The sequence below is a fragment of the Paraburkholderia sp. Ac-20347 genome (assembly GCF_017104805.1).
Lineage (GTDB): Bacteria > Pseudomonadota > Gammaproteobacteria > Burkholderiales > Burkholderiaceae > Paraburkholderia > Paraburkholderia tropica.
This window is the reverse complement of record NZ_JAAGPN010000116.1, coordinates 1-25,385: the sequence shown is the minus strand read 5'-3', so window position 1 is coordinate 25,385 and position 25,385 is coordinate 1. Positions and strand designations below refer to the sequence as shown.

General features: G+C 66.9%; 25 protein-coding genes. 20 read left to right on the top strand and 5 right to left on the bottom strand.

The window, feature by feature from the left end:
• Positions 1 to 159 precede the first annotated feature (159 nt).
• The 4 genes from G3N97_RS21530 (at position 160) to G3N97_RS21515 (ending at position 4,659) form a co-directional block, all read left to right on the top strand.
• Entirely contained in the window at positions 160 to 2,352 is a 2,193-nt protein-coding gene (locus tag G3N97_RS21530; protein ID WP_205995017.1) for a site-specific recombinase, read from the top strand.
• A gap of 228 nt (positions 2,353 to 2,580) precedes the next feature.
• Entirely contained in the window at positions 2,581 to 2,859 is a 279-nt protein-coding gene (locus G3N97_RS21525; protein ID WP_205995016.1) for a type II toxin-antitoxin system RelE/ParE family toxin, read from the top strand.
• A 23-nt stretch (positions 2,860 to 2,882) separates the two neighbouring features.
• Entirely contained in the window at positions 2,883 to 3,191 is a 309-nt protein-coding gene (locus G3N97_RS21520; protein WP_205995015.1) for a HigA family addiction module antitoxin, read from the top strand.
• A 142-nt stretch (positions 3,192 to 3,333) separates the two neighbouring features.
• The gene (locus G3N97_RS21515) at positions 3,334 to 4,659 is read left to right on the top strand and encodes a class I SAM-dependent RNA methyltransferase (RefSeq protein WP_205995014.1); all 1,326 of its coding nucleotides are present in this window, start codon (positions 3,334 to 3,336) and stop codon (positions 4,657 to 4,659) included.
• 80 nt (positions 4,660 to 4,739) lie between these two features.
• Here G3N97_RS21515 and G3N97_RS21510 read toward each other — a convergent pair whose 3' ends face one another.
• The gene (locus G3N97_RS21510) at positions 4,740 to 5,534 is read right to left on the bottom strand and encodes a glycosyltransferase family 2 protein (protein WP_205995013.1); all 795 of its coding nucleotides are present in this window, start codon (positions 5,532 to 5,534) and stop codon (positions 4,740 to 4,742) included.
• A gap of 312 nt (positions 5,535 to 5,846) precedes the next feature.
• Between G3N97_RS21510 and G3N97_RS21505 the strand changes: the two genes are divergently transcribed.
• Positions 5,847 to 6,239 (top strand): VOC family protein, encoded by a 393-nt coding sequence (locus G3N97_RS21505; protein WP_205995012.1) that lies wholly within the window; start codon positions 5,847 to 5,849, stop codon positions 6,237 to 6,239.
• A gap of 242 nt (positions 6,240 to 6,481) precedes the next feature.
• Complete coding sequence (locus tag G3N97_RS21500) at positions 6,482 to 7,168, top strand: YafY family protein (RefSeq protein WP_205995011.1); 687 nt, start codon at positions 6,482 to 6,484, stop codon at positions 7,166 to 7,168.
• A gap of 102 nt (positions 7,169 to 7,270) precedes the next feature.
• Here G3N97_RS21500 and G3N97_RS21495 read toward each other — a convergent pair whose 3' ends face one another.
• From G3N97_RS21495 to G3N97_RS21485, 3 genes are read right to left on the bottom strand one after another with little or no spacing between them, the layout of a single operon-like run.
• Positions 7,271 to 8,725 carry an NAD(P)(+) transhydrogenase (Re/Si-specific) subunit beta gene (locus G3N97_RS21495; RefSeq protein ID WP_205995010.1) on the bottom strand — a complete coding sequence of 485 codons (1,455 nt, stop codon included), beginning with the start codon at positions 8,723 to 8,725 and terminating at the stop codon, positions 7,271 to 7,273.
• Positions 8,725 to 9,051: an NAD(P) transhydrogenase subunit alpha gene (locus tag G3N97_RS21490; RefSeq protein ID WP_065065111.1), complete on the bottom strand. Its 327-nt coding sequence runs from the start codon at positions 9,049 to 9,051 to the stop codon at positions 8,725 to 8,727. The genes G3N97_RS21495 and G3N97_RS21490 overlap by 1 nt, the downstream gene beginning before the upstream one ends.
• Before the next feature lie 13 nt (positions 9,052 to 9,064).
• Positions 9,065 to 10,216: a Re/Si-specific NAD(P)(+) transhydrogenase subunit alpha gene (locus tag G3N97_RS21485; protein ID WP_205995009.1), complete on the bottom strand. Its 1,152-nt coding sequence runs from the start codon at positions 10,214 to 10,216 to the stop codon at positions 9,065 to 9,067.
• Between the two features lie 318 nt (positions 10,217 to 10,534).
• On the opposite strand from G3N97_RS21485, the gene G3N97_RS21480 reads away from it, so the two are divergent.
• The 3 genes from G3N97_RS21480 (at position 10,535) to G3N97_RS21470 (ending at position 14,206) form a co-directional block, all read left to right on the top strand.
• Positions 10,535 to 11,059, top strand: a complete 525-nt coding sequence (locus G3N97_RS21480) for an NUDIX hydrolase (protein WP_205995008.1) — start codon at positions 10,535 to 10,537, stop codon at positions 11,057 to 11,059.
• 33 nt (positions 11,060 to 11,092) lie between these two features.
• Positions 11,093 to 12,319, top strand: a complete 1,227-nt coding sequence (gene mnmA / locus G3N97_RS21475; protein ID WP_205995007.1) for a tRNA 2-thiouridine(34) synthase MnmA — start codon at positions 11,093 to 11,095, stop codon at positions 12,317 to 12,319.
• Positions 12,320 to 12,598: 279 nt separating this feature from the next.
• A complete protein-coding gene (locus tag G3N97_RS21470; RefSeq protein ID WP_205995006.1) occupies positions 12,599 to 14,206 on the top strand; it encodes an FMN-binding glutamate synthase family protein in 1,608 nt (535 codons plus the stop codon).
• Between the two features lie 137 nt (positions 14,207 to 14,343).
• On the opposite strand, the gene G3N97_RS21465 is transcribed toward G3N97_RS21470, so the two are convergent.
• Positions 14,344 to 14,955: a glutathione S-transferase gene (locus G3N97_RS21465; RefSeq protein ID WP_205995005.1), complete on the bottom strand. Its 612-nt coding sequence runs from the start codon at positions 14,953 to 14,955 to the stop codon at positions 14,344 to 14,346.
• Between the two features lie 194 nt (positions 14,956 to 15,149).
• Between G3N97_RS21465 and G3N97_RS21460 the strand changes: the two genes are divergently transcribed.
• The 11 genes from G3N97_RS21460 to G3N97_RS21410 all read left to right on the top strand — a co-directional run.
• On the top strand, positions 15,150 to 16,595 hold the full coding sequence (locus G3N97_RS21460; RefSeq protein WP_205995004.1) for an aminopeptidase P N-terminal domain-containing protein: 1,446 nt from the start codon (positions 15,150 to 15,152) through the stop codon (positions 16,593 to 16,595).
• 26 nt (positions 16,596 to 16,621) lie between these two features.
• On the top strand, positions 16,622 to 17,908 hold the full coding sequence (locus tag G3N97_RS21455) for a UbiH/UbiF/VisC/COQ6 family ubiquinone biosynthesis hydroxylase (RefSeq protein ID WP_205995003.1): 1,287 nt from the start codon (positions 16,622 to 16,624) through the stop codon (positions 17,906 to 17,908).
• 103 nt (positions 17,909 to 18,011) lie between these two features.
• Positions 18,012 to 18,254, top strand: coding sequence for a type II toxin-antitoxin system VapB family antitoxin (gene vapB / locus G3N97_RS21450; protein ID WP_205995002.1), 243 nt, complete (start codon positions 18,012 to 18,014; stop codon positions 18,252 to 18,254).
• Positions 18,251 to 18,667, top strand: a complete 417-nt coding sequence (locus tag G3N97_RS21445; RefSeq protein ID WP_205995001.1) for a type II toxin-antitoxin system VapC family toxin — start codon at positions 18,251 to 18,253, stop codon at positions 18,665 to 18,667. The genes vapB and G3N97_RS21445 overlap by 4 nt, the downstream gene beginning before the upstream one ends.
• Positions 18,668 to 18,906: 239 nt before the next feature.
• Positions 18,907 to 20,007, top strand: coding sequence for a tRNA dihydrouridine synthase DusB (gene dusB / locus G3N97_RS21440; protein ID WP_205995000.1), 1,101 nt, complete (start codon positions 18,907 to 18,909; stop codon positions 20,005 to 20,007).
• Positions 20,004 to 20,237 (top strand): Fis family transcriptional regulator, encoded by a 234-nt coding sequence (locus tag G3N97_RS21435; RefSeq protein ID WP_065065118.1) that lies wholly within the window; start codon positions 20,004 to 20,006, stop codon positions 20,235 to 20,237. Before dusB ends, G3N97_RS21435 begins: the two co-directional genes overlap by 4 nt.
• Before the next feature lie 64 nt (positions 20,238 to 20,301).
• Positions 20,302 to 21,867 (top strand): bifunctional phosphoribosylaminoimidazolecarboxamide formyltransferase/IMP cyclohydrolase, encoded by a 1,566-nt coding sequence (purH, locus tag G3N97_RS21430; protein ID WP_205994999.1) that lies wholly within the window; start codon positions 20,302 to 20,304, stop codon positions 21,865 to 21,867.
• A 185-nt stretch (positions 21,868 to 22,052) separates the two neighbouring features.
• Complete coding sequence (gene ruvC, locus G3N97_RS21425; RefSeq protein WP_065065120.1) at positions 22,053 to 22,595, top strand: crossover junction endodeoxyribonuclease RuvC; 543 nt, start codon at positions 22,053 to 22,055, stop codon at positions 22,593 to 22,595.
• Positions 22,596 to 22,705: 110 nt separating this feature from the next.
• Entirely contained in the window at positions 22,706 to 23,287 is a 582-nt protein-coding gene (gene ruvA, locus G3N97_RS21420; protein WP_205994998.1) for a Holliday junction branch migration protein RuvA, read from the top strand.
• A 155-nt stretch (positions 23,288 to 23,442) separates the two neighbouring features.
• Entirely contained in the window at positions 23,443 to 24,531 is a 1,089-nt protein-coding gene (gene ruvB, locus G3N97_RS21415) for a Holliday junction branch migration DNA helicase RuvB (RefSeq protein ID WP_110325441.1), read from the top strand.
• Positions 24,532 to 24,637: 106 nt separating this feature from the next.
• On the top strand, positions 24,638 to 25,385 hold a 748-nt coding region (locus tag G3N97_RS21410; RefSeq protein WP_241030738.1), incomplete at its 3' end, for an oxygenase MpaB family protein.

Below are 25,385 nucleotides of genomic sequence, written 5' to 3'. Positions count from 1 at the left end.
GCTTCCTCGACGGAACGCGGCGCGCGCTCCCGCCCACATCCCTCATCCCGCCGACCGCCGAACGCCGCCGCGCTCATGCCGCGCCGGCCCATCTCAAACGGTCAAACGCCCGCCGCCCGCGATAATGTCGCGTTGCCTTATCGCTTTGGTCGTTTGCCTATGTTTCGCTCCGTCCCCACGCTCTGGAAAAAATGGCGCGCCTCGCGCAGCGCCGGCCAGCAGCTCGACGCCCTGCTCGCCACCGCCGACGCCGACGCGCCCTACGCCGAACGCAGCGACTGGCTGATCGAACTCGCCCACTGGATCCACCGGCGCGGCAAGCTCGACGGCGCCAGCCGGGTGGCGCCGCCCGCGCCTGACACGCTCGCCGACACGGCCAACGCCGCCGAGTCCGAAGCCGAAGCCGAAGCCGACGCCCCGCCGCCGCCCGAACACGCGCGCCTGCGCTACCTGCTGCACGTGCTCGACCGCAATCCGGGCTGGAAGGCGAACGTCGGCGCCATCGTGCGCAAGCTGCTGCGCGAAAGCGACAGCATCTCGCTGCTGTGCGACGCCGGCATGCCGGTGCACTCGGGCCTGTTCGGCGCGCTGGTCGGCCGGGTTCAGGCGCAACTGATTCCGCCCGCGCCGAACCGCCGCGATCTCGCCGCGCTCGTCACGCTGATGTTCCCCGCCACGCACGATCCCGAGTGGATCGCGACGCTGCCGCCCGATGTGCTCGCACGCCTGCGCGCCCTGATCGCCGAGCCGCAAGCGCTCGCGCAAACCGAATCCGCGTCGCCCGACGACATCCGCGCCAGCCGCGCCCCGCAAGGCACCGAATTCACGCTCGACCTGCTGACCGCGCTGCACAACCTCAGTTGCCAGATCAGCTCGACGGGCCTCTCGCCGACCGTGCGCAGCCGACTGTCGCGCGACGAATCGCACGTCGCCGTCGAAAAGCTGCCGTTCTTCCGCCTCACGCGCGCGATGCTCGCCGTCGAAAACGCGCGCGACTCGGGCGACGCCGCGCGGCTGCGCCAGGAAGTGACGTGGCTGCGCCTGCTGCTCGACGAATGCCGCAAAGCCACCGACGACGTCTTCGCCCATCTCTACCGCCACGGCGTGCGCGTCGACACCGTGTTCCAGGTCGAACGCATGCGCATGCGCATCGTGCGCGCCGAGCATCTGCTCGACGCCTGGATGTCCAGCGACGACGCCCGCACGCAGGCGCGCCTCGCCGCCGATCTCGTCCGCGCGAACCAGGCGAGCCAGAGCGTCTCGCACCTCGTGCGCAGCAATTTCGCGCTGCTCTCGCGCAAGGTCGTCGAGCTGTCCGCCGACACCGGCGAGCACTACATCGCACGCGACCGCGCCGAATATCTGACGATGTTGCGCATGGCGGCGGGCGGCGGCCTCGTCACGGCGGTGACGGTGTACGTGAAATTCGGCATCACGGGCGCGCATCTGCCGTCGATGATCGAAGGGCTGTTCGCGGGCATCAACTACGCGCTGAGCTTCCTCGTGATGCACTTCTGCCACTTCTCGCTCGCGACCAAGCAGCCCGCGATGACCGCGCCCACGCTCGCGCGCGAACTCGACGGCGCGAACGAGGCGCCGGGACGCGTGCGCTTCGTCGCGTCGGTGGTCGCGCTGATCCGCACCCAGGCGGCGGCCGTGCTCGGCAACGTACTGCTCGTGTTTCCGGCCTGCCTCGCGATCCAGCTCGTGTGCGGCTGGCTGTTTCACGCCGATCTGATCTCGCCCGCCAAGGCGCACGCGACGCTGCAATCCTTCTCGCTGATCGGCCCGACGCCGTTCTACGCCGCGCTCACGGGCGTGCTGCTGTGGGCGTCGAGCCTGTTCGCCGGTTGGGCCGACAACTGGTTCGTGCTCCATCGCGTCGAGGACGCGCTCGCGTGGAACCGCCGTCTGCGCATGACGCTCGGCACCTCGGGCGCGGCGCGACTCGCGCGTTTTTGCCGCCTGAACGCGGCGGGCGTGTGGGGCAACGTCGTGCTCGGCATGATGCTCGGCCTCGTGCCGGCGATCGTCTCGGCGGTCGCGTTTCACTTCGAGGTGCGCCACGTCACGCTGTCGGCCGGTTCGATCGGCGTGGCGATGGGCGTGCTCGGCCCGGCGACGCTCAAAAGCGGCGAGCTGTGGTGGGCCGTGGCGGGCGTTGCGAGCATGGCGGTGCTCAACGTGACGGTGAGCTTCGCGCTCGCGTTGCAGATGGCGCTGCGCTCGCGCGACCTCGCGCGCAAGGACGTGCGCCCGCTCATGCGCGCGTTCTGGCGGCGCGTGTCGCGGCATCCCGCCGACCTGGTGTGGCCGATGCGCCGCGGCCAGTTGCGTGAAGACAACGAGTGAAACGCGCGTTTTGATCTGCCGTTCGGCCAACGTCACCGCCCAGGTTGACGCTAGCCATCGCGTCCTCGCCGCGCTGGCGCGACGCTGAGGGACGCATCCGCCTCGCACGCTGTTTGCACTTTGTGTACACGCATTCGTCCGTCTGCGAGGCGTTCCTCACGTTTGATCTACGTCGCGGCACGCCACCTGAAGCCGTTGCCGCGTGTAGTCACCTGGGCTACAGTCCTCATGATTCGAACCTTTCGGCACAAAGGTCTTGCATCGTTTTTTCTGGAAGGCAGCAAGGCGGGCATCCAGGCGCATCACGCGCCGCGTCTGCGCCTGCTGCTCGGCGCGCTCGATCAGGCGCGCGGGCCGCAGGACATGAACGCGCCGCCCTGGCGCCTGCACGCGCTGCAAGGCAGTCTCGCCGGGCACTGGGCGGTGTGGGTCAACGGCAACTGGCGCCTCACTTTCCTGTTCGAAGGCGCCGACGCCGTCCTCGTCGACTATCAGGACTACCACTGAGGACTACCACTGAGGGCACACGCATGAGCAGAATGCACAATCCGCCGCATCCCGGCGAAGTCCTGCGCGAATGGATTCCGCCGGAGATCACCGTGACCCAGGCCGCGCACGAGCTGCACATCAATCGCGTCACGCTGTCGAACCTGCTGAACGGCAAGGCGGGCATGACGGCGAACCTCGCGCTGCGGCTGTCGGCGTGGCTCGGCACCACGCCGGAACACTGGCTCGGGCTGCAGACGCAGTGGGATCTCTGGCAAGCGCGCCAGCAGCCCCGTCCGCGCATCAAGCCGCTCGCGCGCGCGGCCGCACAAGCCGTCGCGGCGGCGCGCTGAGGGCCGCCTGACGCGGGGCTTCGCGTGCCTGTGCGAGCCGCGAGCGCCCGACTTCCGGGGCCCTGGCGGACACGCGCTCCGGCCCGCCCCCACAACCCGCGTACAATAGCGCCTTCCCCCGCAGCGTCACCTCTCTTTTCTCATGTCTTTCGATTTCTTCGCCCCCTGCCCGCGTGGCCTCGAAGCCGCACTCGCCGCCGAACTCGCGGAAACCGCGCAACGGCGCCTGCCGCCCGGCGCGCTCCAGGTCGGTGCCGAAGTGCCCGGCGGCGTACATTTCCGCGGCAACTGGGCCGGCGGCATGGCCGCGAACCTGCATTCGCGCATCGCGAGCCGCGTGCTCCTCAAGATCGCCCAGCGTCCGTATCGCGGCGAGCAGGACATCTACGCGCTCGCCCGCGAGCAACAGTGGGAAAAGTGGTTCTCGCCGAACGAGACGATCCGCATCGACATCACCGCGATCAAGTCGCCGCTGCGCAGCCTCGAATTCGCCACGCTGCGCGTGAAGGACGCGATCTGCGACCGCATGCGCGACAAGGCCGGTTCGCGTCCGAGCGTCGATACCGCCTATCCCGATGTGCGCATCTTCGCCTTCCTGACCGCCACCGAGTGCACGCTCTATCTCGACACGTCCGGCGAGCCGCTGTTCAAGCGCGGCTGGCGTCTCGACAAGGGCGCGGCGCCGCTGCGCGAGAATCTCGCGGCCGGCATCCTGCGCCTCACGGGCTGGACGCCCGAGCAGCCGCTCTACGATCCGATGTGCGGCTCCGGCACCTTCCTCGCGGAAGCGTGGCAAGTCGGGCTCGATATCGCGCCGGGTCTGGAGCGCAGCTTCGGCTTCGAACGTCTCAAGCAGGCCGATTCGGCCGCGTGGCGTCATCTGAAGAGCGAGGCCAACACGGCGCGCAATACGGCGCTGAGCCGCGCGCAGGATCTGCGGATCTTTGGCAGCGACATTTCGGACGTGATGCTCGACAAGGCGCGCGCCAACTTTGCGCGCGCCGGGCTCGGCAAGGTGCCGCTCAAGCAGCTCGACGCCCGCAACATGACGCCGCCCGCCGAGGGCGAAGGCATTCTGGTCGCGAATCCGCCGTACGGCGAGCGTATCGAGGTGCGCGGGCGCAACGCGCGCGGCGAACTGCGCGAGCGCAATCCGCGTAACGAAGACGACTACGATGCACCGGACGCCTTCCGCCGCGCCCACACCGACGCGCCCGACGCCGAGTTCTTCCAGGCGCTCGGCGACGCGCTCAAGCAGCGCTTCACGGGCTGGCGCGCGTTCATCCTCACCTCGGACCGCAAGCTACCGGGCCAGTTGCGCCTGCGCGAATCGGCCAAGACGCCGCTGTTCAACGGCGCGCTCGAATGCCGTCTGTTCCGCTTCGACCTGATCGCGGGCAGCGTGCGTCAGCGTCCGGCGGCGGGTAACGCCGACGCGGGCAGCCAGCCCACGGAATCGCGCGACTAAATCGCGCGACTAAACTGCGCCTCGACCGGCGCGGCTCCCCGCCGCGCCGGTATCCACGACTCACTCCGCACAGCTCGCGCTCACACGCGCGACGGCCCCACTTTCGCTCCGCCAGCATCGACCGGCAGCGGATACCCTTCGTACTCCGGAAAAAGCTTCGGCAGCAGGAAGTCCGGCAAGCTGTGGCGCGAAAAACAGCGCGACGTCGACGCCGGATGGATCAGATGCAGGCAACTCCCGCGCGCATCCTCGGCGGCGAGCACGTTCTTGCCCGCACTCACCACACGTCGGATAAAGCTTTCGTCCTCGCCGAGATTCACGTCGTCGAAGCGCGCGATCTCGAACAGCGACTTGCGATACACGTAGGCGAAACCGTAGAAGAGGATGAAATCGGCGCCGATCTGCATCTTCTCGTGGAACGTCACCGTGCTCACCTCCTGCCCCTTCAGCACATAGTGCAGCCCGACGCGCGCGTTCAGATCCATGTAGCCCAGAAAGCGCGTGTGCGGCGCGTACATCCAGAACGTCGAGAGCTTGATCAGCGCGGCGTCGTTCTGGCGCAGCAACGCGGTCATGTCCGCGAGATAGTGCGAGGCGTAGTGGTCGTCGTCATCGAAATGGGCGATCAGGTCGCCGCGCGCTTCGCTCACGAGCCGGTTGCGCTTGGCGCCGATCGTCATCGGCTCGCTCGACCAGAGATAGCGCACGCGCGCGTCGCGCTGCGCGAGATCGCGCATGAACGCGCTCGGCTCGTGGCTGTCGTCGAGCACGAGCCACTCCCAGTCGGCTTGCTGGCGCGCCACGCAGCGCGCGATGGCGGGCAGAAACGCGGCGCGGTTCGCCGTGGGCGTGATGATGGATACGTTTGGAGACATGAGCGATGCGGTGAGCGCGGCGGCAAGCGGCCGCGAATGAAAGAGGCGATGGAAACGATTACAGCAGAGTCGCGTCCGCGCCTCTCTCAGAAAAACTCGAAAACGCGTCGCGCGACGATGAAGCGATGACCGCAGCCTACTGACAGGACGCTGTCAGCAGGTGGGCCGCACACTCCTCTCCACGCCGTCCCAACACCACAAAGCTCGGCGAAACACGGCACACACCACCGCAAACGCGGCGCGCACCACTTGCCGTCATCTGCTGCCAGTTTTCATACATGTCGTCCAACCTGCTCATTCGAGGAGCGCATCATGTCGACCATTGAAGCCACCCGCGTCATCTCCTGGTTCGAAATCCCCGCGCACGATCTGGAGCGCGCCGCCCGGTTCTACGAAACCGCCTTCGATACGTCCTTGCAGCGCGAAGTCATGGGCGGCGTGCCGATGGCCCTGTTCGCGCATACCGACAACGAAACCGGCGGCTGCATCGTGTTCAATCCGCGCGACGCCCGCCCCGACACCAAGGGCGTGCTCGTGTATCTGAATGCGCAGCCCTCGGTGACGGCCGTGCTCGATCGCGTCGAGAAGGCGGGCGGCCGCAAGGAAGGCCCGGCGCTGGAACTGCCGAACAATTACGGCTACATCGGGTTTTTCATCGATACGGAAGGCAATCGCGTCGGGCTGCACGCGGCCAAGCTGGGCTGAACGCGGCGCGGCGGCGGCGTATCGGCGGCGTATCGGCGGCGTATCGGCGGCGTATCGGCGGCGTATCGGCGGGCGTGTCAGCGACGTATTAGCGACGGCACGCGGCAAGGCGCGGTGCGCGCGCGGCGCTATCATCTGCACGACGCAATCTGCACGACGCAATTTATGCAGACGCCCCGCGCCGCCGCCCAGGCCGCAGACCGCGCCGTTCCCGCCCATCGAGTCTTCCGCGCCCGACCGCCATGACCCGCCGCGCCGACCGTCTTTTCCGCATCGCCGAACTGCTGCGCGGACGCCGTCTCACCACAGCGCAGCAGCTTGCCGAATGGCTCGAAGTCTCGCCGCGCACCGTCTATCGCGACGTGCGCGACCTGCAACTGTCGGGCGTGCCGATCGAGGGCGAAGCGGGCATCGGATACCGGCTCGCACGCACCGCCAGCCTGCCGCCGCTGACCTTCACCGCCGACGAACTCACCGCGCTCGCCGTTGGCGCGCGCATGGCCGAGTCGTGGGGCGGCGCGGCGCTCGGCACCGGCGCGCGCGGCGCGCTCGCGAAGATCGCCGCCGCCATGCCCGCCGAGAAACGCGCGGTGCTCGAACGCATCGCCGTGTTCGCGCCGTCGTATCACGTCGATCGCGCGTATTCGGACAAAGTGGATGCGCTGCACCGCGCCGTCGATTCGCGGCTCGTCGTGCGCTTCGCGTATTGCGACCGCATCGGCGCGCAGACGCTGCGGCGCGTCTGGCCGCTCGGGCTCGTCTATTGGGGCGCGCAGTGGACCGTCGGCGCGTGGTGCGAAATGCGCGAGGGCTTTCGCAACTTCAACATCGCGCGGATGGAAAGCGTGGAAGTGCTCGAACCGTTTCCCGATGTGAGTGGACGACGGCTCGCCGATTATCTGCGGCATGTAAACGCGCCGTCGCGCTGAGCCTTTTCTCTTGCACGACGAATGTGCACGAAACACCGCGCGAATAAAAAAGCGCGCATCGCTGCGCGCTTTTTCCCTGCAAGTCCATGATGAACCCAGTGCTTACTCCACTGCCTTCACCATATCCTCGATCACCTTTTTCGCGTCGCCGAACACCATCATGGTTTTATCCATGTAGAAGAGTTCGTTGTCGAGCCCCGCGTAACCCGCGGCCATCGACCGCTTGTTGACGATGATCGTGCGCGCCTTGTACGCCTCGATGATCGGCATGCCCGCGATCGGCGACTTCGGATCGTTCTTCGCGGCCGGATTCACCACGTCGTTCGCGCCGAGCACCAGCACCACATCGGTCTGGCCGAACTCGTTGTTGATGTCCTCCATCTCGAACACCATGTCGTAGGGCACTTCGGCTTCCGCGAGCAGCACGTTCATATGACCCGGCATGCGGCCCGCGACCGGGTGAATCGCGTAACGCACGTCCACGCCTTTTTCGACGAGCTTGTCGGTGAGTTCCTTGAGCGCATGCTGCGCGCGCGCCACGGCGAGGCCGTAACCCGGCACGATCACCACGCTTTCGGCGTTGCCGAGCATGAACGCGGCGTCGTCGGCGGAACCCGACTTCACCGGACGCTGTTCCTGCGCGCCGCCCACCGCCGCCGCGCCCGCTTCCGCGCCGAAGCCGCCGAGCAGCACGTTGAAGAACGAGCGGTTCATCGCGTGGCACATGATGTACGAGAGGATCGCGCCCGACGAACCCACCAGCGAACCGGCGATGATCAGCATCGCGTTGTTCAGCGAGAAGCCGATGCCCGCCGCCGCCCAGCCCGAGTACGAGTTGAGCATCGAGACCACCACAGGCATGTCCGCGCCACCGATCGGAATGATGATGAGCACGCCCAGCGCGAACGCGATCAGCGTCATGATGATGAACGGCAGCCACGACTGCGTGATGAAGAACAGAATGCCGAAGCCGATCATGCCGAGCGCGAGCATCAGGTTGATCAGATGCTGGCCCGGATACACCACGGGCGCGCCCTGAAACAGCCGGAACTTGTACTTGCCCGAGAGCTTGCCGAAGGCGATCACCGAGCCGCTGAACGTGATCGCGCCCACGAAGGTGCCGATAAACAGTTCAATGCGGTTGCCGTATGGAAGGAAGCCCGGATACGGCGCGTCTTCCGCGACGAGTCCGAAGGCCGCCGGCTCCGACACCACCGCATACGCGATGCACACCGCCGCGAGACCGATCAGCGAATGCATGGCCGCGACGAGTTCGGGCATCTTCGTCATTTCGACGCGCGCGGCCACGAACGCCCCGAGCCCGCCGCCGACGATCAGCGCCGCGAACAGCAGCCCGAGGCCGAGGCCGAGATTCGAGCCGAATTGCGCGGATTCCTTGACGATCAGCGCAATCGTCGTGAGGATCGCGATGGCCATGCCGACCATGCCGAACAGATTGCCGGCGCGCGCGCTGCGCGGATTCGACAACCCCTTGAGCGCCTGAATGAAGCAAACCGACGCCACCAGATAAAGCAGCGTAACGACGTTCATGCTCATCACGCGCCCTCCTTGCCGGCCGCCGGGAGCTTCTTCGGCTCTTTCTTGCGGAACATCTCCAGCATGCGCCGCGTGACTAAAAAGCCGCCGAACACGTTCACGGCCGCGAGCAGCACGGCCAGCGTGCCGAAGAACTTGCCCGCGAAGCCCACGGTCAGGCCGGTGGCAAGCATCGCGCCCACGATCACGATCGCGGAGATCGCATTGGTCACGGCCATGAGCGGCGTGTGCAGCGCGGGCGTGACGTTCCAGACGACGTGATAGCCCACGTACACGGCCAGCACGAAGATGATCAGATTGATGACGGTATGGTTGATGAGTTCCATCTCGGTCTCCTCGTCATGCCTTGCGCGTGACGGCGCCGTCGCGAGCCAGCAGCGTGGCCGCGACGATGTCGTCCGCGAGGTCGATGTTGAGCGTGCCTTCCTTCGTGACGATCAGCTTGAGGAAGTCGAGCAGATTGCGCGCGTAGAGCGCCGAGGCGTCGGCGGCCACCATCGACGCGAGATTCGTGTAGCCGCAGATCTGCACGCCGTGCGCCGTCACCACCTGGTCCGCGACGGTCAGCGGGCAATTGCCGCCGCGCCGCCCCGCGGCCGCGTCGGCGATCGGTCCGCGTCCGGCCGCGAGGTCGATCACGACCGAACCCGGCTTCATCGCCTGCACGGTTTCCGACGGCAGCAGCGTGGGCGCGTCGCGGCCCGGAATCAGCGCGGTCGAGATGACGATGTCGGCCTGGCGCGCGCGCTCGTGCACCAGCGCCGCCTGACGCGCGAGCCACGACGGCGGCATGGGCCGCGCGTAGCCGCCCACGCCTTGCGCGGCCTCGCGCTCCTCGTCGGTTTCGTAGGGCACGTCGAGGAATTTCGCGCCGAGCGATTCAATCTGCTCTTTCACCGCCGGACGCACGTCCGACGCCTCGATCACCGCGCCCAGCCGCCGCGCCGTGGCGATCGCCTGCAGGCCCGCCACGCCCGCGCCGAGGATCAGCACGCGCGCGGCCTTCACGGTGCCGGCGGCGGTCATCAGCATGGGCATGAAGCGCGGATACAGGTTCGACGCCACCAGCACCGCCTTGTAGCCGGCGATATTGGCCTGCGACGAGAGCACGTCGAGGCTTTGCGCGCGCGTGGTGCGCGGCGCGGCTTCGAGCGCGAACGCGGTCAGGCCCGCATCGGCGAGCCGTTGCGCATTGTCCGCATTAAAGGGATCGAGCATGCCGGCCAGCACCGCGCCGCGCTTCATGAAGGCCAGTTCGCTGACGCTCGGCGACTGGACCTTGAGCACGAGATCGGCGCCGAATGCCGCAGCCGCGTCGGCGATCTGCGCGCCGACGGCCGTATAGGTTTCGTCTGGAAAGCTCGCGCCGACACCGGCGCCTGCCTGAATGGTGACCGTATGACCCTGCGCGACGTATTTCTTGACGGTCTCGGGCGTCGCGGCCACACGGCTTTCGTTCGCCCGGGTTTCTGCGGGCACTCCGATATGCATCGTTGTTTCCTCCTCGGCCTGCTTCTCTTTCTGATCTGGCTCGAATCGAGCGGAGTAAGGCCGACGAGGTGCGCCGGCTCTTATTGCAACGTTCTCGACATTCTCAAACGGGCAAGGCAACGGCAAACGACGCACCACTTTAACCGAAAGGGGCTCGGCCTTTGAAGCGGGATTTATCCCCTTTTTTCGCGCCGCCCACAACGCGGCATGTCGTCCGACCGGACGGTTGACAAGGCATCCCAGGCATCGGCGTCCACGCGTCGCGCCGACGATCCGGCCCCGGGCAGCGTTTGGCGCGTCCCGGTAAAATAGCGGCCCATGAACGATGAAACCTGGGCACCCCACGTCACCGTGGCCGCCGTCGTCGAGCGCGACGGGCGTTTTCTGCTCGTCGAGGAACACACGGCGAACGGCCTGCGCCTGAACCAGCCCGCCGGCCATCTGGAGGCCGGCGAGACGCTGCACGAAGCCGTCGTGCGCGAAACGCTCGAGGAAACCGCCTACGCATTCGCGCCCGAGGCGCTCGTCGGCATGTACATGACGCACTTCGGCAAGCCGGGCGAGTCCGGCACGACCTATCTGCGCTTCACGTACTGCGGCAGCGTCGCGGCCGAGCCGGAAGATCGCGCGCTCGATCCGGACATCGTCCGCACGTTGTGGATGAGCGTCGACGAGCTGCGCGCCGCGAGCGCGCGCCATCGCACGCCGCTCGTGATGCAATGCGTCGACGATTACCTCGCGGGCAAGCGCGCGCCGCTCGATTTCGTGCAGACGCACGCGGTCGGGCCGAAGGCGGGCGGCACGGCAGGCACAGTGGAACCCAAAGTGGCACCCAAAGGCTAAGCGCCGCGATCCGGCGCAACAAGGCAGCAGAAGATGAGCAAACGTAGAGTGGTGGTAGGCATGTCGGGCGGCGTGGATTCGTCGGTGACCGCATGGCTGCTCAAGGAGCAGGGTTACGACGTCGTCGGTCTCTTCATGAAGAACTGGGAAGACGACGACGACGGCGAGTATTGCTCGACGCGTCAGGACTGGATCGACGTGGTGTCGGTCGCCGACCTGATCGGCATCGACGTCGAAGCGGTAAACTTCGCCGCCGAGTACAAGGACCGCGTGTTCGCGGAGTTCCTGCGCGAGTATTCCGCGGGCCGCACGCCGAACCCCGACGTGCTCTGCAACGCCGAGATCAAGTTCAAGGCCTTCCTCGACCACGCGATGACGCTGGGCGCGGAAACCATCGCGACCGGCCATTACGCGCGCGTGCGCCAGAACGAAAGCAACGGCCGCTTCGAGCTGCTCAAGGCGCTCGATCACACCAAGGATCAGTCGTACTTCCTGCATCGTCTGAACCAGGCGCAGCTCTCGAAGACGATGTTCCCGCTCGGCGAGATTCCCAAGACGAAGGTGCGCGAGATCGCCGAACAGATCGGCCTGCCGAACGCGAAGAAGAAGGATTCGACCGGCATCTGCTTTATCGGCGAGCGGCCGTTCCGCGATTTCCTGAACCGCTATCTGCCGACCAAGCCGGGCCCGATGATGACGCCCGACGGCAAGACGGTCGGCGAGCATATCGGCCTCGCGTTCTACACGTTCGGGCAGCGCAAGGGCATTGGCCTCGGCGGCAGCAAGGACGGCAGCGGCGATCCGTGGTTCGTCGCGGGCAAGGACATCGCGTCGAACACGCTTTATGTCGTGCAGGGCCACGATCACCCGTGGCTGCTCGCGCACGATCTGCGCGCGGGCAACGTGAGCTGGGTCGCGGGCGAACCGCCGGCCGACGGCCACGCGTGCGGCGCGAAGACGCGCTATCGCCAGGCCGACGCGCCCTGCTCGTTCGCGAATGCGGGTGAGTTCGGCGAAGGCCAGTTCTCGCTGCATTTCCCGGACGCGCAATGGGCCGTGACGCCCGGCCAGTCCGCCGTGCTCTATGACGGTGAGGTGTGCCTCGGCGGCGGCATCATCGAAGCGGTCACGACGCTCGAACCGCACGTGCCCGCCGTGCTGCCGCCGGTCGCGCCGAAGAAGAAGCGCTCGCCGCGCAAGAAACCGGCACAATTTGCCGCCGGTGCGAAGACCGGCGCCACGACGGCCAGCCAGGCCTGAGCAGACTCAAGCTCGAACTCACGCTCGAACTCAAGCTCAGGCTCGACACGCGCGGCGCACCCTGCGTCGCGCGCCCTCCTCCTCGCTTGCGCCCGGCCGCGCGAATCTTTCGCGCAGCTTTCCACGCGCATTTGTCAATGCGGCAAATTTGCCCGCCTCCCGGCTAGTTTCACGAACTTGCGGCATCATTCGGGCACGCCGCCGCCGTTACCCGGGCGCGGCGAACGCGCGCCGCCTGACCGGCTGGCGCGACGACACAAGAGATCGAGGAGTCCCCGAATGTTTTCCCGACGTTACCTCGCCATGTGGTGCGCGGTGCTGCTGCTCGCAGCCTGCGTGATCGCAGCGGCGCTCCATCACCTGTCGTGGCTGTGTGCCGTAGTGCCCGCGCTGATCGTCGCGCTCGGCCTCTGGGACATGACCCAGCAACGCCACGCGATCCTGCGCAATTACCCGCTCTGGGGCCATCTGCGCTTCCTGTTCGAATTCGTGCGGCCCGAAATCCGCCAGTATTTCGTCGAAGACGACACCGACGAAAAGCCGTTCTCGCTCGTGCAGCGCAGCGTGGTTTATCAGCGCTCGAAGAACGTCGTCGACAGCCGACCGTACGGCACCGAACTCGACGTGAAGGCCGTCGGCCACGAGTGGATCAGCCACTCGCTCGCGCCGACGAAGCTCGACAGCAGCGACTTCCGCGTGCTGGTCGGCGCGACGCGTGAACAGCCGTATTCGATGTCGCTCTTCAACGTCTCGGCGATGAGCTTCGGCGCGCTCTCCGCGAACGCGATCCGCGCGCTCAACCTCGGCGCGAAAAAAGGCGGCTTCGCGCACGACACGGGCGAAGGCTCGCTCTCGAAGTATCACCGCGAAAACGGCGGCGACATCATCTGGGAAATCGCCTCGGGCTACTTCGGCTGCCGCAACGACGACGGCACCTTCAGCGCCGACAAATTCCAGCGCCTCGCGCACGAGCCGCAAGTGAAGATGATCGAGGTGAAGCTTTCACAAGGTGCGAAGCCGGGCCACGGCGGCATGCTGCTCGCCGCGAAGGTCACGCCGGAAATCGCCGAAACGCGCGGCATTCCGATGGGTCAGGACTGCGTGTCGCCGTCGCGTCATTCGGAGTTCTCCACGCCGCGCGGTCTGCTCGAATTCGTCGATCGCCTGCGCAAGCTTTCGGGCGGCAAGCCGACCGGCTTCAAGCTCTGCATCGGCCATCCGTGGGAATTCTTCGGCATCGCCAAGGCCATGCTCGAAACCGGCATCCTGCCCGACTTCATCGTCGTGGACGGCGCGGAAGGCGGCACGGGCGCGGCGCCGATCGAGTTCACCGATCACATCGGCACGCCGCTCCAGGAAGGGCTGCTGCTGGTGCACAACACGCTCGTCGGCATCGGCCTGCGCGACAAGATCAAGATCGGCGCGAGCGGCAAGATCATCACGGCGTTCGACATCGCGCGCACGCTCGCGATCGGCGCGGACTGGGTCAACTCGGCGCGCGGCTTCATGTTCGCGGTGGGCTGCATCCAGGCGCAGAAGTGCCATTCGGACCGCTGCCCGACCGGCGTCGCCACGCAGGACCCGGTGCGCCAGCGCGCGCTCAACGTGCCCGACAAGGGCGAGCGCGTCTATAACTTCCATCGCAATACGCTGCACGCGCTGCAGGAGCTGATCCAGGCCGCGGGTCTCGACAGCCCCGCCGATCTGCGCGCGCATCACATCGTGCGGCGCGTGTCGTCGTATGAAGTCAAGCTGATGTCGGAACTGCTCAAGTACCTGAAGCCCGGCGATCTGCTCGAAGGCCGCTATCGCTATCAGCTGTACGAGAAGTGGTGGCCGGTCGCGCGCAGCGATTCGTTCGCGCCGGAAGTGGAAAAGATCGTCTGATGTGACGACGATCGATGCGCTGATCGATGCGTGCGCAACGTTATTGACGTAGCGCGCATGGCGAAAAAAAAAGCGCGCAGAGCGAATCTGCGCGCTTTTTTTATGTCCGCGAGATCGAGCTTCGCGGGCGGCGGACCTCAGCCTTGCGGCACGGTGTCCGCGAACGACGCTCGCTGCATCAGCTTCTCGAAGTGCTTCGCGAGATTCGGATGCGGCTCGCGCCAGTCGAGTTCCGGCTGGCGGAAGTCGAGATAGCCGAGCGCGCAGCCCACGGCGATATCCGCGAGCGTGTAGCGGTTGCCCGCGCACCACGCGTTGGCGTCGAGGCCCTTGGCCATCGCCTTCAGACCTTCCTGAATCTTGCGCTGCTGACGCTCGATCCACGCTTCGCTGCGCTGTTCGGGCGTGCGCTGCGTGTATTCCGAGCGAATCAGGACGGCGGCGTCGAGCATGCCGTCGGCGAGCGCTTCCCAGCACCGCACTTCGACGCGCTCACGCCCGTTCTGCGGAATCAGCTTGCCGACCGGCGAGCGCATGTCCACGTATTCGCAGATCACGCGCGAATCGAACACCGCCTCGCCGTCCTCCATCACGAGACACGGCACCTTGCCCAGCGGGTTGAAATCGTGGATGGCGGTTTCCTCGCCCCACACGTTCTCGAGCACCAGCTTGTAGTCGATTTTCTTTTCAGCGAGCATGATCCGCGCCTTGCGGACATACGGGCTGCCGAGCGAACCGATAAGTTTCATCGCACCTGCCTTTTCTGTAATCCGGCCGAAGTATACGTTGGATTCGCCAAATTCTGACGGGTTGACTTCGAGCACGCAGGATTTTGCCGACAGATGCGTCAGGAAGATGACAGTCCGGACGCCCCGCGCCGCAGCATCGAGCCACCCGTCGGACCAGACAATCAGACGCTGCGATCGCACGCTACAATCGCACGATGGACACGACCCTCACGGAAAGCGCCTCGGCCGCTTCGCGCGCCGCTGCCGATGCGCCGCGCGGCCCCGACGGCGGCGCAGAGCTTTACCGCGCGCGCCGCGAACGCGTACTCGCCGCGCTACGCGCCCAGGGCGGCGGCGTGGCGCTGGTGCCGACCGCGCCCGAAGTGCTGCGCAACCGCGACGCCGATTATCCCTACCGGCACGACAGCTATTTCTACTACCTGACCGGCTTCACGGAGCCGGAGGCGCTGCTCGTGCTCGACGCGAACGCGGGCGAGAACCAGCCGTCGTCGATCCTCTTTTGCCGCGCGAAGAACGTCGAGCGCGAAACGTGGGAAGGCTTCCGCTTCGGGCCCGACGGCGCGCGCGAGGCGTTCGGCTTCGACGCCGCGCTGCCTTTCGACGACCTCGACACGCAGATCCCGCGTCTGATCGCGAACCGCCCCGCGCTGCATTACGCGCTCGCGGCGTCGGAGCGCTTCGACGCCCAGGTGAAGCGCTGGATCGACGCCGTGCGGGCGCAGGCGCGCGGCGGCACGATCGCGCCCGCCGCCGCGTACGACCTGATTCCGCTGCTCGACGACATGCGTCTGATCAAGGACGCGCACGAACTCGACACCATGCGCCGCGCCGGAGACATTTCCGCGCTCGCGCATGTGCGCGCGATGCAGACCTGCCGCCCCGGCATGCACGAGTACGAGATCGAAGCCGAACTGCTCTACACGTTCCGCAAGCACGGCGCGCAATCGCCCGCCTACGGCTCGATCGTCGCTGCGGGCGCGAACGCCTGCGTGCTGCACTATCCGGCGGGCAACGCCGTGGCGCGCGACGGCGACCTGATCCTGATCGACGCCGCGTGCGAGCTGAACGGCTATGCCGCCGACATCACGCGCACGTTTCCCGCGAGCGGACGCTTCACGAGCGCGCAGCGCGAGCTGTACGACATCGTGCTGGCCGCGCAGCAGGCCGCCATCGACGCCACGCGCGCGGGCGTGAACTTCGAGGCGCCGCACGACGCCGCCGTGCGCGTGCTCGCGCAAGGGCTGCTGGACACCGGCATCATCGACAAAACCCGCTTCGCCTCGGTCGACGACGTGATCGCCGAACGCGCCTACGCGCGCTTCTACATGCATCGCACGGGACACTGGCTCGGCATGGATGTGCACGACGTCGGCGATTATCGCGAGCGCGGCACGCCGGGCACGCAAGCCGACGCCCCGCCGCCGTGGCGCACGCTGCGCGCGGGCATGACGCTGACGATCGAGCCGGGCCTTTACGTGCGCGCGGCCGAAGACGTGCCCGAGCGCTACTGGGACATCGGCATCCGGATCGAGGACGACGCGATCGTCACCGAAACCGGCTGCGAGCTGATCACGCGCGGCGTGCCCGTCGATGCCGACGAGATCGAAGCCCTGATGCAGGACGCGCGCCGCGGCGCGTGAGCACGACGAGAACCGACAGAACCACTATGAACGCAGCGACCGCCCCTCAAACGCACGCCGAACGCGCGCCCTACGACTACGACGTGCTGATCGTCGGCGCGGGGCCGGTGGGGCTCGCGCTCGCGGGCTGGCTGGCCGGACGCAGCGCGACGACGCAACTGTCGGTCGCGCTGATCGACGCGCGCGAACCCGACGACAGCGCGGGCGACCCGCGTGCGATTGCCGTTTCGCAAGGCAGCCGCACGCTGCTGCAGGCGCTCGCGTGGCCGCAGGACGCGACGTCCATCGAGCGCATCCACGTCTCGCAGCGCGGTCACTTCGGCCGCACGCTGATCGACCGTCACGATTACGACTTGCCCGCGCTCGGTTACGTCGTGCGTTACGGCGCGATCGTGCAGTCGCTCGCGCACGCGCTCAAGACGGCGCTGCCCGGCTCGCGCGTGCACTGGCTGCATCACACGCAGGCGCACGAACCGACCGTCGATCACGACGGCGTGACGCTGCCCGTGGAAAGCGCGGGCGTCGTGCGCTCGCTGCGCGCGCGCATTCTCGTGAACGCGGAAGGCGGGCTGTATCGCGCGCAATCGGAACGGAAAAAGAAGCAGGAAGCTTCTGAGGAAGCGCGCGACGAAGCCGACTCCGCGCCCGAATCGCCGGCGCAAAAGCGCACGCGCGATTACGGCCAGACGGCGCTCGTCGGTGTAGTGACGGTCTCGGCGCCGCAGCCGCACGTGGCGTGGGAACGCTTCACCCAAGAAGGCCCGATCGCGCTGTTGCCGATGGGCGGCGTGCGCAGCGCCGATTACGCGCTCGTCTGGTGCGGCGCGCCGGACGAAGCCGAACGCCGCGCCGCCCTCTCCGACACCGATTTCCTCGCCGAACTCGGCGCGGCGTTCGGCGCGCGCATGGGCCGCTTCACGCAGATCCACGGACGCGCATCGTTCCCGCTCGGCCTCACGGCGCTCGACACGCTGGTGTCGGGGCAAAGCCGCATCGCGGCGGTCGGCAACGCGGCGCAAACCCTGCATCCGGTCGCGGGACAAGGTCTCAATCTCGGTCTGCGCGACGCCCACGCGCTCGCCGACGCGCTCGCGCAACACGGCGCCACGCCGCTCGCGCTCGCCGATTTCGCGGGCCGCCGTGCCCTCGACCGCCGCCTGACGATCGGCGCCACCGACACGCTCGCGCGTCTGTTCACCATCGATTTCCCGCCGCTCGCGACGCTGCGCGGCCTCGCGCTGACCGCGCTCGAATTCGTGCCGCCCCTGAAGGCGGCGCTCGCGCGGCAGATGATGTTCGGGCAGCGGAGTTGAGGCAGGCGGGGTTTTCCGTTGATTGGCAATAATTCGGAGTCTGCATGCAGACTCCGTTTGCGATATCATATCTACGATATGTAGATACAATGCAGAGGGTCGCATGGACATCGCCAAAATCTTCAAACACGGCGGCTCGCAAGCAGTGCGACTGCCCAAGGACTTCCGCTTTGAGACAGCCGAAGTGCGTATACGCCGTCATGGTGCAGCCGTGATCCTCGAACCCGTGCCGCATGACTGGGCGTGGCTCACGCCGCTGATCGGCCCAATCGACGCTGACTTCGAAGAAGCCGCCACGACCCCGCCGCTCGAACAGGAGCGGCCCGGACTGGACTTCTTCGAATGAGATTCCTGCTGGACACGAACGCCGTCATCGCAATGATGAAAGGCGACGAGCCGTTGCTGTCGCGGCTGCGTGAGCATTTGCCCACGGACTTCGGATTGCCGTCGATCGTCGCGCACGAGTTATATTACGGCGCGTACAAAAGCCAACGCGCCGATCTCAACCTCGCGCGTGTCGCGGCGCTGCAATTCGAGGTGGTATCGTTCGATGCGGAAGACGCGCAGCACGCTGGCGACGTTCGTGCGCGACTGGCCGCAATGGGCACGCCGATCGGCCCCTACGACGCGCTCATCGCCGGGCAAGCGCGTGCTCGCCAATTGACGCTCATCACGCACAACGTCCGTGAGTTCGCGCGTGTCGAAGGCCTGCACTTCGAAGACTGGCTTTTGCCCAGGCAGGGGAATTTGCTGGCGTGAAGTGCGCGATGGCGCGCCCGCCCTACACGTAACTTTCAGGGTTCGATCGTTATGAATTCAGACGAATCGCCTGAGTTCACTGCCTCCACTCCCTCCGCCCCCGCCACACCAGGGTCCGCGACCCGAGCCCCCGCATCTTGTTAACGCTAAAATAGACGTTTCCCCTTTTGAGCCGCCGCGCCGCCTGCTTCGACCTCTGTCGGAGCCAACCGGGCGCGCCGCTGCATTTTTCGCGCGTCATGTCCACATCCGGGTCCCCCCTCGGCCTTACCATCGGCCGTCACAGCCTGCGTAACAACCTGTTCGTCGCCCCGATGGCGGGCGTCACCGACCGGCCGTTCCGCCAGTTGTGCAAGCGTCTCGGCGCGGGCTACGCCGTGTCGGAAATGGTCGCGTCGAACGCGCAGCTCTGGAAAAGCGAAAAGACCATGCGCCGCGCCAACCACGCGGGCGAGGTCGAACCGATTTCCGTGCAGATCGCGGGCGCCGACCCGCAGATGATGGCCGAAGCGGCGCGGTATAACGTCGCAAACGGCGCGCAGATCATCGACATCAACATGGGCTGCCCGGCAAAAAAGGTCTGTAACGTGGCCGCCGGTTCCGCGCTGCTGCAAAACGAGCCGCTCGTCGCGCGCATCGTCAAGGCCGTCGTGGACGCCGTGGGCGTGGGGCCGGACGCCGTGCCCGTCACGCTCAAGATCCGCACCGGCTGGGACCGCGACAACCGCAACGCGCTGACCATCGCGCGTATCGCCGAGGAAAGCGGCATCGCCATGCTCACCGTGCACGGCCGCACGCGCGCCGATCTCTATCACGGCGCCGCGGAGTACGAAACGATTGCCGCCGTGAAGGCCGCTGCGCGCATTCCGGTCGTCGCCAACGGTGACATCCGCACGCCGCAGAAGGCGCAACACGTGCTGGCCGTGACCGGCGCCGACGCGATCATGATCGGCCGCGCGGCGCAGGGGCGTCCGTGGCTGTTCCGCGAAATCGAGCATTTCCTCATCACCGGCGAGCTGCTGCCGTCGCCGCGCGTGGACGAAATCCAGACCATCATGAATGAGCATCTGGAGGACCACTACGCGTTTTATGGCGAGTTTACGGGCGTGCGTACTGCGCGCAAGCATATCGGCTGGTACACTCGCGGCCTTTGCGGCGCCAATACCTTCCGGCACCGCATGAATACGCTGGACACCACGCGCGAACAGCTCGCCGCCGTCAACCAGTTCTTCGACGAGCAGAAGGCCGTATCCGACCGTCTCGTCTATGTCGACGAAGAAAGCGGCGCGGAAGGCGAGCAAAACGGCGGGCGCGAACCAACCGATCGACTGGCAGCATGAGCAAGCACAACATCGAACAATCCGTCCGCGAGAGTCTGGGCATGTATTTCCAGGACCTCGACGGCTCCAATCCGCACGACGTCTATGAAATGGTGATGGCGTGCGTCGAAAAACCGATGCTCGAGGTGGTGCTCGAGCAGGCCGGCGGCAACCAGTCGCTGGCCGCCGAGTACCTCGGCATCAACCGCAATACGCTGCGCAAGAAGCTCCAGCAGCACGGCCTGCTGTAACGGCCGTCGCCCGCCTGCCGCTTCCGGCGCTCACCCCTCGATCTCCCGGCAACTCTCCCCCATCATGATCAAGCAAGCGCTCATCTCCGTTTCCGACAAGTCAGGCATCGTCGACTTCGCGAAATCGCTGTCGGACCTCGGCGTCAAGATCCTTTCGACCGGCGGCACCGCGAAACTGCTCGCGGACGCGGGCCTGCCCGTGACCGAAGTCGCCGACTACACCGGCTTTCCGGAAATGCTCGATGGGCGCGTGAAGACGCTGCATCCGAAGGTTCACGGCGGCATCCTCGCGCGCCGCGACCTGCCGGAACACATGGCCGCGCTCGAAAAGCACGACATCCCGACGATCGACCTGCTGGTCGTGAACCTCTACCCGTTCGTCCAGACGATCTCGAAGGAAGAGTGCTCGCTGGAAGACGCGATCGAGAACATCGACATCGGCGGCCCGACCATGCTGCGCTCGGCGGCGAAGAATCATCGCGACGTCACGGTGGTGGTCGACCCGACCGACTACGCGACGGTGCTCGAAGAGATGCGCGCGAACGGCAACAACGTCGGCTACGCCACGAACTTCCGCCTCGCGACCAAGGTGTTCGCGCACACGGCGCAGTACGACGGCGCGATCACGAACTACCTGACGAGCCTGACCGAAGCGCTGGAGCACAAGTCGCGCAACGCCTACCCGGCCACGCTGAACCTCGCGTTCGACAAGGTCCAGGATCTGCGCTACGGCGAGAACCCGCACCAGAGCGCCGCGTTCTACCGCGATCTGGCCTCGCCCGCCGGCGCGCTCGCGAACTACAAGCAGCTCCAGGGCAAGGAACTGTCGTACAACAACATCGCCGACTCCGACGCGGCGTGGGAATGCGTCAAGACCTTCGACGTGCCGGCCTGCGTGATCGTCAAGCATGCGAACCCGTGCGGCGTTGCCGTCGGCACGGACGCACTCGAATCGTATTCGAAGGCGTTCCAGACCGATCCGACCTCGGCGTTCGGCGGCATCATCGCCTTCAATCGCGAAGTGGACGAAGCCGCGGCGCAAGCCGTGTCGAAGCAGTTCGTCGAAGTGCTGATCGCGCCGTCGTTCTCGGACGCGGCCAAGGCCGTGTTCGCGGCGAAGCAGAACGTGCGTCTGCTCGAAATCGCGCTGGGCGAAGGCCATAACGCGTTCGATCTGAAGCGCGTGGGCGGCGGCCTGCTGGTGCAATCGCTCGACTCGAAGAACGTGCGGCCGCACGAACTGCGTGTCGTGACGAAGCGTCACCCGACGCCGAAGGAAATGGACGATCTGCTGTTCGCCTGGCGCGTCGCGAAGTTCGTGAAGTCGAACGCCATCGTGTTCTGCGCGAACGGCATGACGATGGGCGTGGGCGCGGGCCAGATGAGCCGCGTGGACTCGGCGCGCATCGCCAGCATCAAGGCGGAAAACGCGGGCCTGAAGCTCGTGGGTTCGGCTGTGGCGTCGGACGCGTTCTTCCCGTTCCGTGACGGCCTCGACGTGGTGGTCAACGCGGGCGCGACCTGCGTGATCCAGCCGGGCGGCTCGATGCGCGACGACGAAGTGATCGCCGCCGCCGACGAGCACAACATCGCCATGGTCATGACGGGCATCCGCCACTTCCGTCATTGATTCATCGCTGATCCGCAGCTGATCGGCGCGCTTTAACAGGCGAAAGCCCGCTGGACCACGCGTCCAGCGGGCTTTTTCTTTGCGGCGCGCCGCACGTGCATGTGGCCGCCCCGCGCCCCGCATGGCTCGCGGCATCGCCGGCATTCGTTGTACCATCCGAAACACACTCGTTTTTCCCGCATTTCATGAGAATTCTCGGCATCGACCCCGGCTTGCGCGTCACGGGCTTCGGCGTGATCGAACGTCACGGCCACACGCTTTCCTACGTCGCGAGCGGCGTCATCCGCACCGCCGATGCCGATCTGCCGACGCGCCTGGGCACGATCTTCGAAGGCGTATCGACGCTGATCCGCCAGCACGCGCCCGATCAGGCCGCGATCGAAAAGGTCTTCGTCAACGTCAATCCGCAGTCGACGCTGCTGCTCGGCCAGGCGCGCGGCGCGGCCATCTGCGGGCTGGTTTCGGGCGGCGTGCCGGTGGCCGAATACACCGCGCTGCAGCTCAAGCAGGCCGTGGTCGGCTACGGCCGCGCGACCAAGGAGCAGATGCAGCAGATGGTCGTGCGCCTGCTGAACCTCGCCGGCACGCCGGGCACCGACGCCGCCGACGCGCTCGGCATGGCGATCTGCCACGCCCACGGCGGCGACACGCTCGCGACGCTCGGCGGCATTGCGCCCGCGCTCGCGAAAAAGGGCGTGCGCGTGCGGCGCGGGCGACTGATTGGTTGATTGGCTGACCGGCTGATCGCTCCGCAAAATCCTGGCCGGACGGCTAACGTTGGACGCGCGCACGCCGCGCTCCGCTACACTCTGCGCTTTCCCTCATCACTGAATCCGCCATGATCGGTCGCATTGCCGGCGTACTGCTGGAAAAGAACCCGCCGCACCTGCTCATCGACTGCAACGGCGTCGGCTACGAAGTCGACGTGCCGATGAGCACGTTCTACAACCTGCCCAGCAATGGCGAAAAAGTCGTGCTGCTCACGCAGATGATCGTGCGCGAAGACGCCCATCTGCTCTACGGCTTCGGCACGATCGAAGAACGCGCCACGTTTCGTGAGTTGCTCAAGATCAGCGGCATCGGCGCGCGCATGGCGCTCGCGGTGCTCTCGGGCATGAGCGTGAACGACCTCGCGCAAGCGATCTCCATGCAGGACTCCGCGCGCCTCACGCGCGTGCCCGGCATCGGCAAGAAAACGGCCGAGCGTCTGCTGCTCGAACTCAAGGGCAAGCTCGGCGCCGACCTGGGCGCGATGGCCGCTGCGGCGTCGCCGTCGGATCACGCCAGCGACATCCTCAACGCGCTGCTCGCGCTCGGCTATTCCGAAAAGGAAGGCGTCGCGGCCATCAAGAACGTGCCGGCCGGCACGGGCGTGTCCGAAGGCATCAAGCTCGCGCTCAAGGCGCTGTCGAAGGGTTGAGCGTCCGCCGCGCTCGCGTGCGACGCAGGGCGTCGCACGCTGCGTGAAGCGCTGCATTGAGGCCCAACGTCGGCTGTTAGTTGCGAAGCGGAACAACGCGTCGCGCGGCCTGAAAGCGCCCTGCCCGCGCCCAGGTCGCGCGGTACAATCGCTGCATGATCGAAACCGACAAACTCGCCGCCAACCGCGCCAGCGCCGCGCCCGAGCGCGTGATTTCCGCCTCGCCCGCCTCGACCGGCGAAGAGGCGTTCGAGCGCGCGCTGCGCCCGCGTCAGCTCGAGGAATACGTCGGCCAGGAAAAGGTGCGGGGCCAGCTCGAAATCTTCATCGAAGCCGCCAAGCGCCGCTCCGAGCCGCTCGACCACGTGCTGCTGTTCGGGCCGCCGGGGCTCGGCAAGACCACGCTCGCGCACATCATCGCGCGCGAAATGGGGGTCAATCTGCGACAAACGTCGGGGCCGGTGCTCGAACGCGCGGGCGACCTCGCCGCGCTGCTCACCAATCTCGAAGCGCACGACGTGCTGTTCATCGACGAAATCCACCGGCTCTCGCCGGTCGTCGAGGAAATCCTGTATCCGGCGCTCGAGGACTATCAGATCGACATCATGATCGGCGAAGGTCCGGCCGCGCGCAGCGTGAAGCTCGATCTCCAGCCGTTCACGCTCGTCGGCGCGACCACGCGCGCGGGCATGCTCACGAACCCGCTGCGCGACCGCTTCGGCATCGTCTCGCGGCTTGAGTTCTACAACGCGGGCGAACTCTCGCGCATCGTGCAGCGCTCGGCCGCGCTGCTCGGCGCGCAGATTCATCCCGACGGCGCGCTCGAAATCGCGCGCCGCTCGCGCGGCACGCCGCGTATCGCCAACCGTCTGCTGCGCCGCGTGCGCGACTACGCCGAAGTGAAGGCCGACGGCTCGATCACCGCGCAGGTCGCCGACGCCGCGCTGCGCATGCTCGACGTCGATCCCGTCGGCTTCGACCTGATGGACCGCAAGCTGCTCGAAGCGATTCTCTACAAGTTCGATGGCGGCCCGGTGGGCGTGGACAACCTCGCCGCCGCGATCGGCGAAGAGCGCGACACGATCGAGGACGTGCTGGAGCCGTATCTGATCCAGCAGGGCTTCCTGCAACGCACGCCGCGCGGACGCGTGGCTACGCAGCTCACCTATCGCCACTTCGGCCTGACGGTGCCCGACGACGCCCGCGACGCGCGCGGAACCGACTGGGAGCCGGACGCGTCGTAAGGCGCGCCGTCCCGCGAGCGAGTCCACGATGTCCGAGCACGCCGGCCGCCGCCACGACGCTCCCGAGCCGAGCGGCTTCGTCGGCCAGCTCTCGCATCGCCTGCGCATGGCGCTCGCCGAGAGCGTCACGCATCTCACCACGGGCAGCGGTCCGAAGCTCGATTATTCGAATCCGCCGGGCGATCCCGGCCTGTTCGGCCCCGACGCCATCTGCTGGAAAGTGCACGCCGACTTCGCGGGCATGATGGCGGGCGGCATCAGCGCGCTGCTGTTGCAGGCGCTTCATCCGCTCGCGCTCGCGGGCGTGTGGGACCACTCCACCTTTCGCACCGATATCCTCGGCCGCCTGCGCCGCACCGCGACCTTCATCGCGGGCACAACCTACGGCAGCCGCGCCGACGCGCTCGCGCTGATCGCACGCGTCAAAACCATCCACGAAAGCGTGACCGGTTTCGCGCCCGACGGACGCCCGTATCGCGCCAGCGACCCCGCGCTGCTCACGTGGGTGCATGTGGCCGAGGTGTCGAGTTTTCTCGCGGCGTATCTGCGCTATGTGAATCCCGCGCTGCCGGGCGCGCAGCAGGATCAGTACTACGCCGAAGTCGCGCGCATCGCGCAGTTGCTGGGCGCGACCGAGGTGCCCACGTCGCGCGCGGAAATCGCCGCCTATCTCGAATCGATGCAGCCCGAACTGGTTGCGAGCGAGCGCACGAGCGAAGTCGTGCGCGTGCTGATGGACGCGCCCACGCCGCGCCCCGCGATGCGGCCGGCCGGCGCGCTGATGCGTCAGGCGGGCATCGACCTGCTGCCGCCGTTCGCGCTGCGGCTGCTGGGCTTCGAGCGCTTCGCCCTGG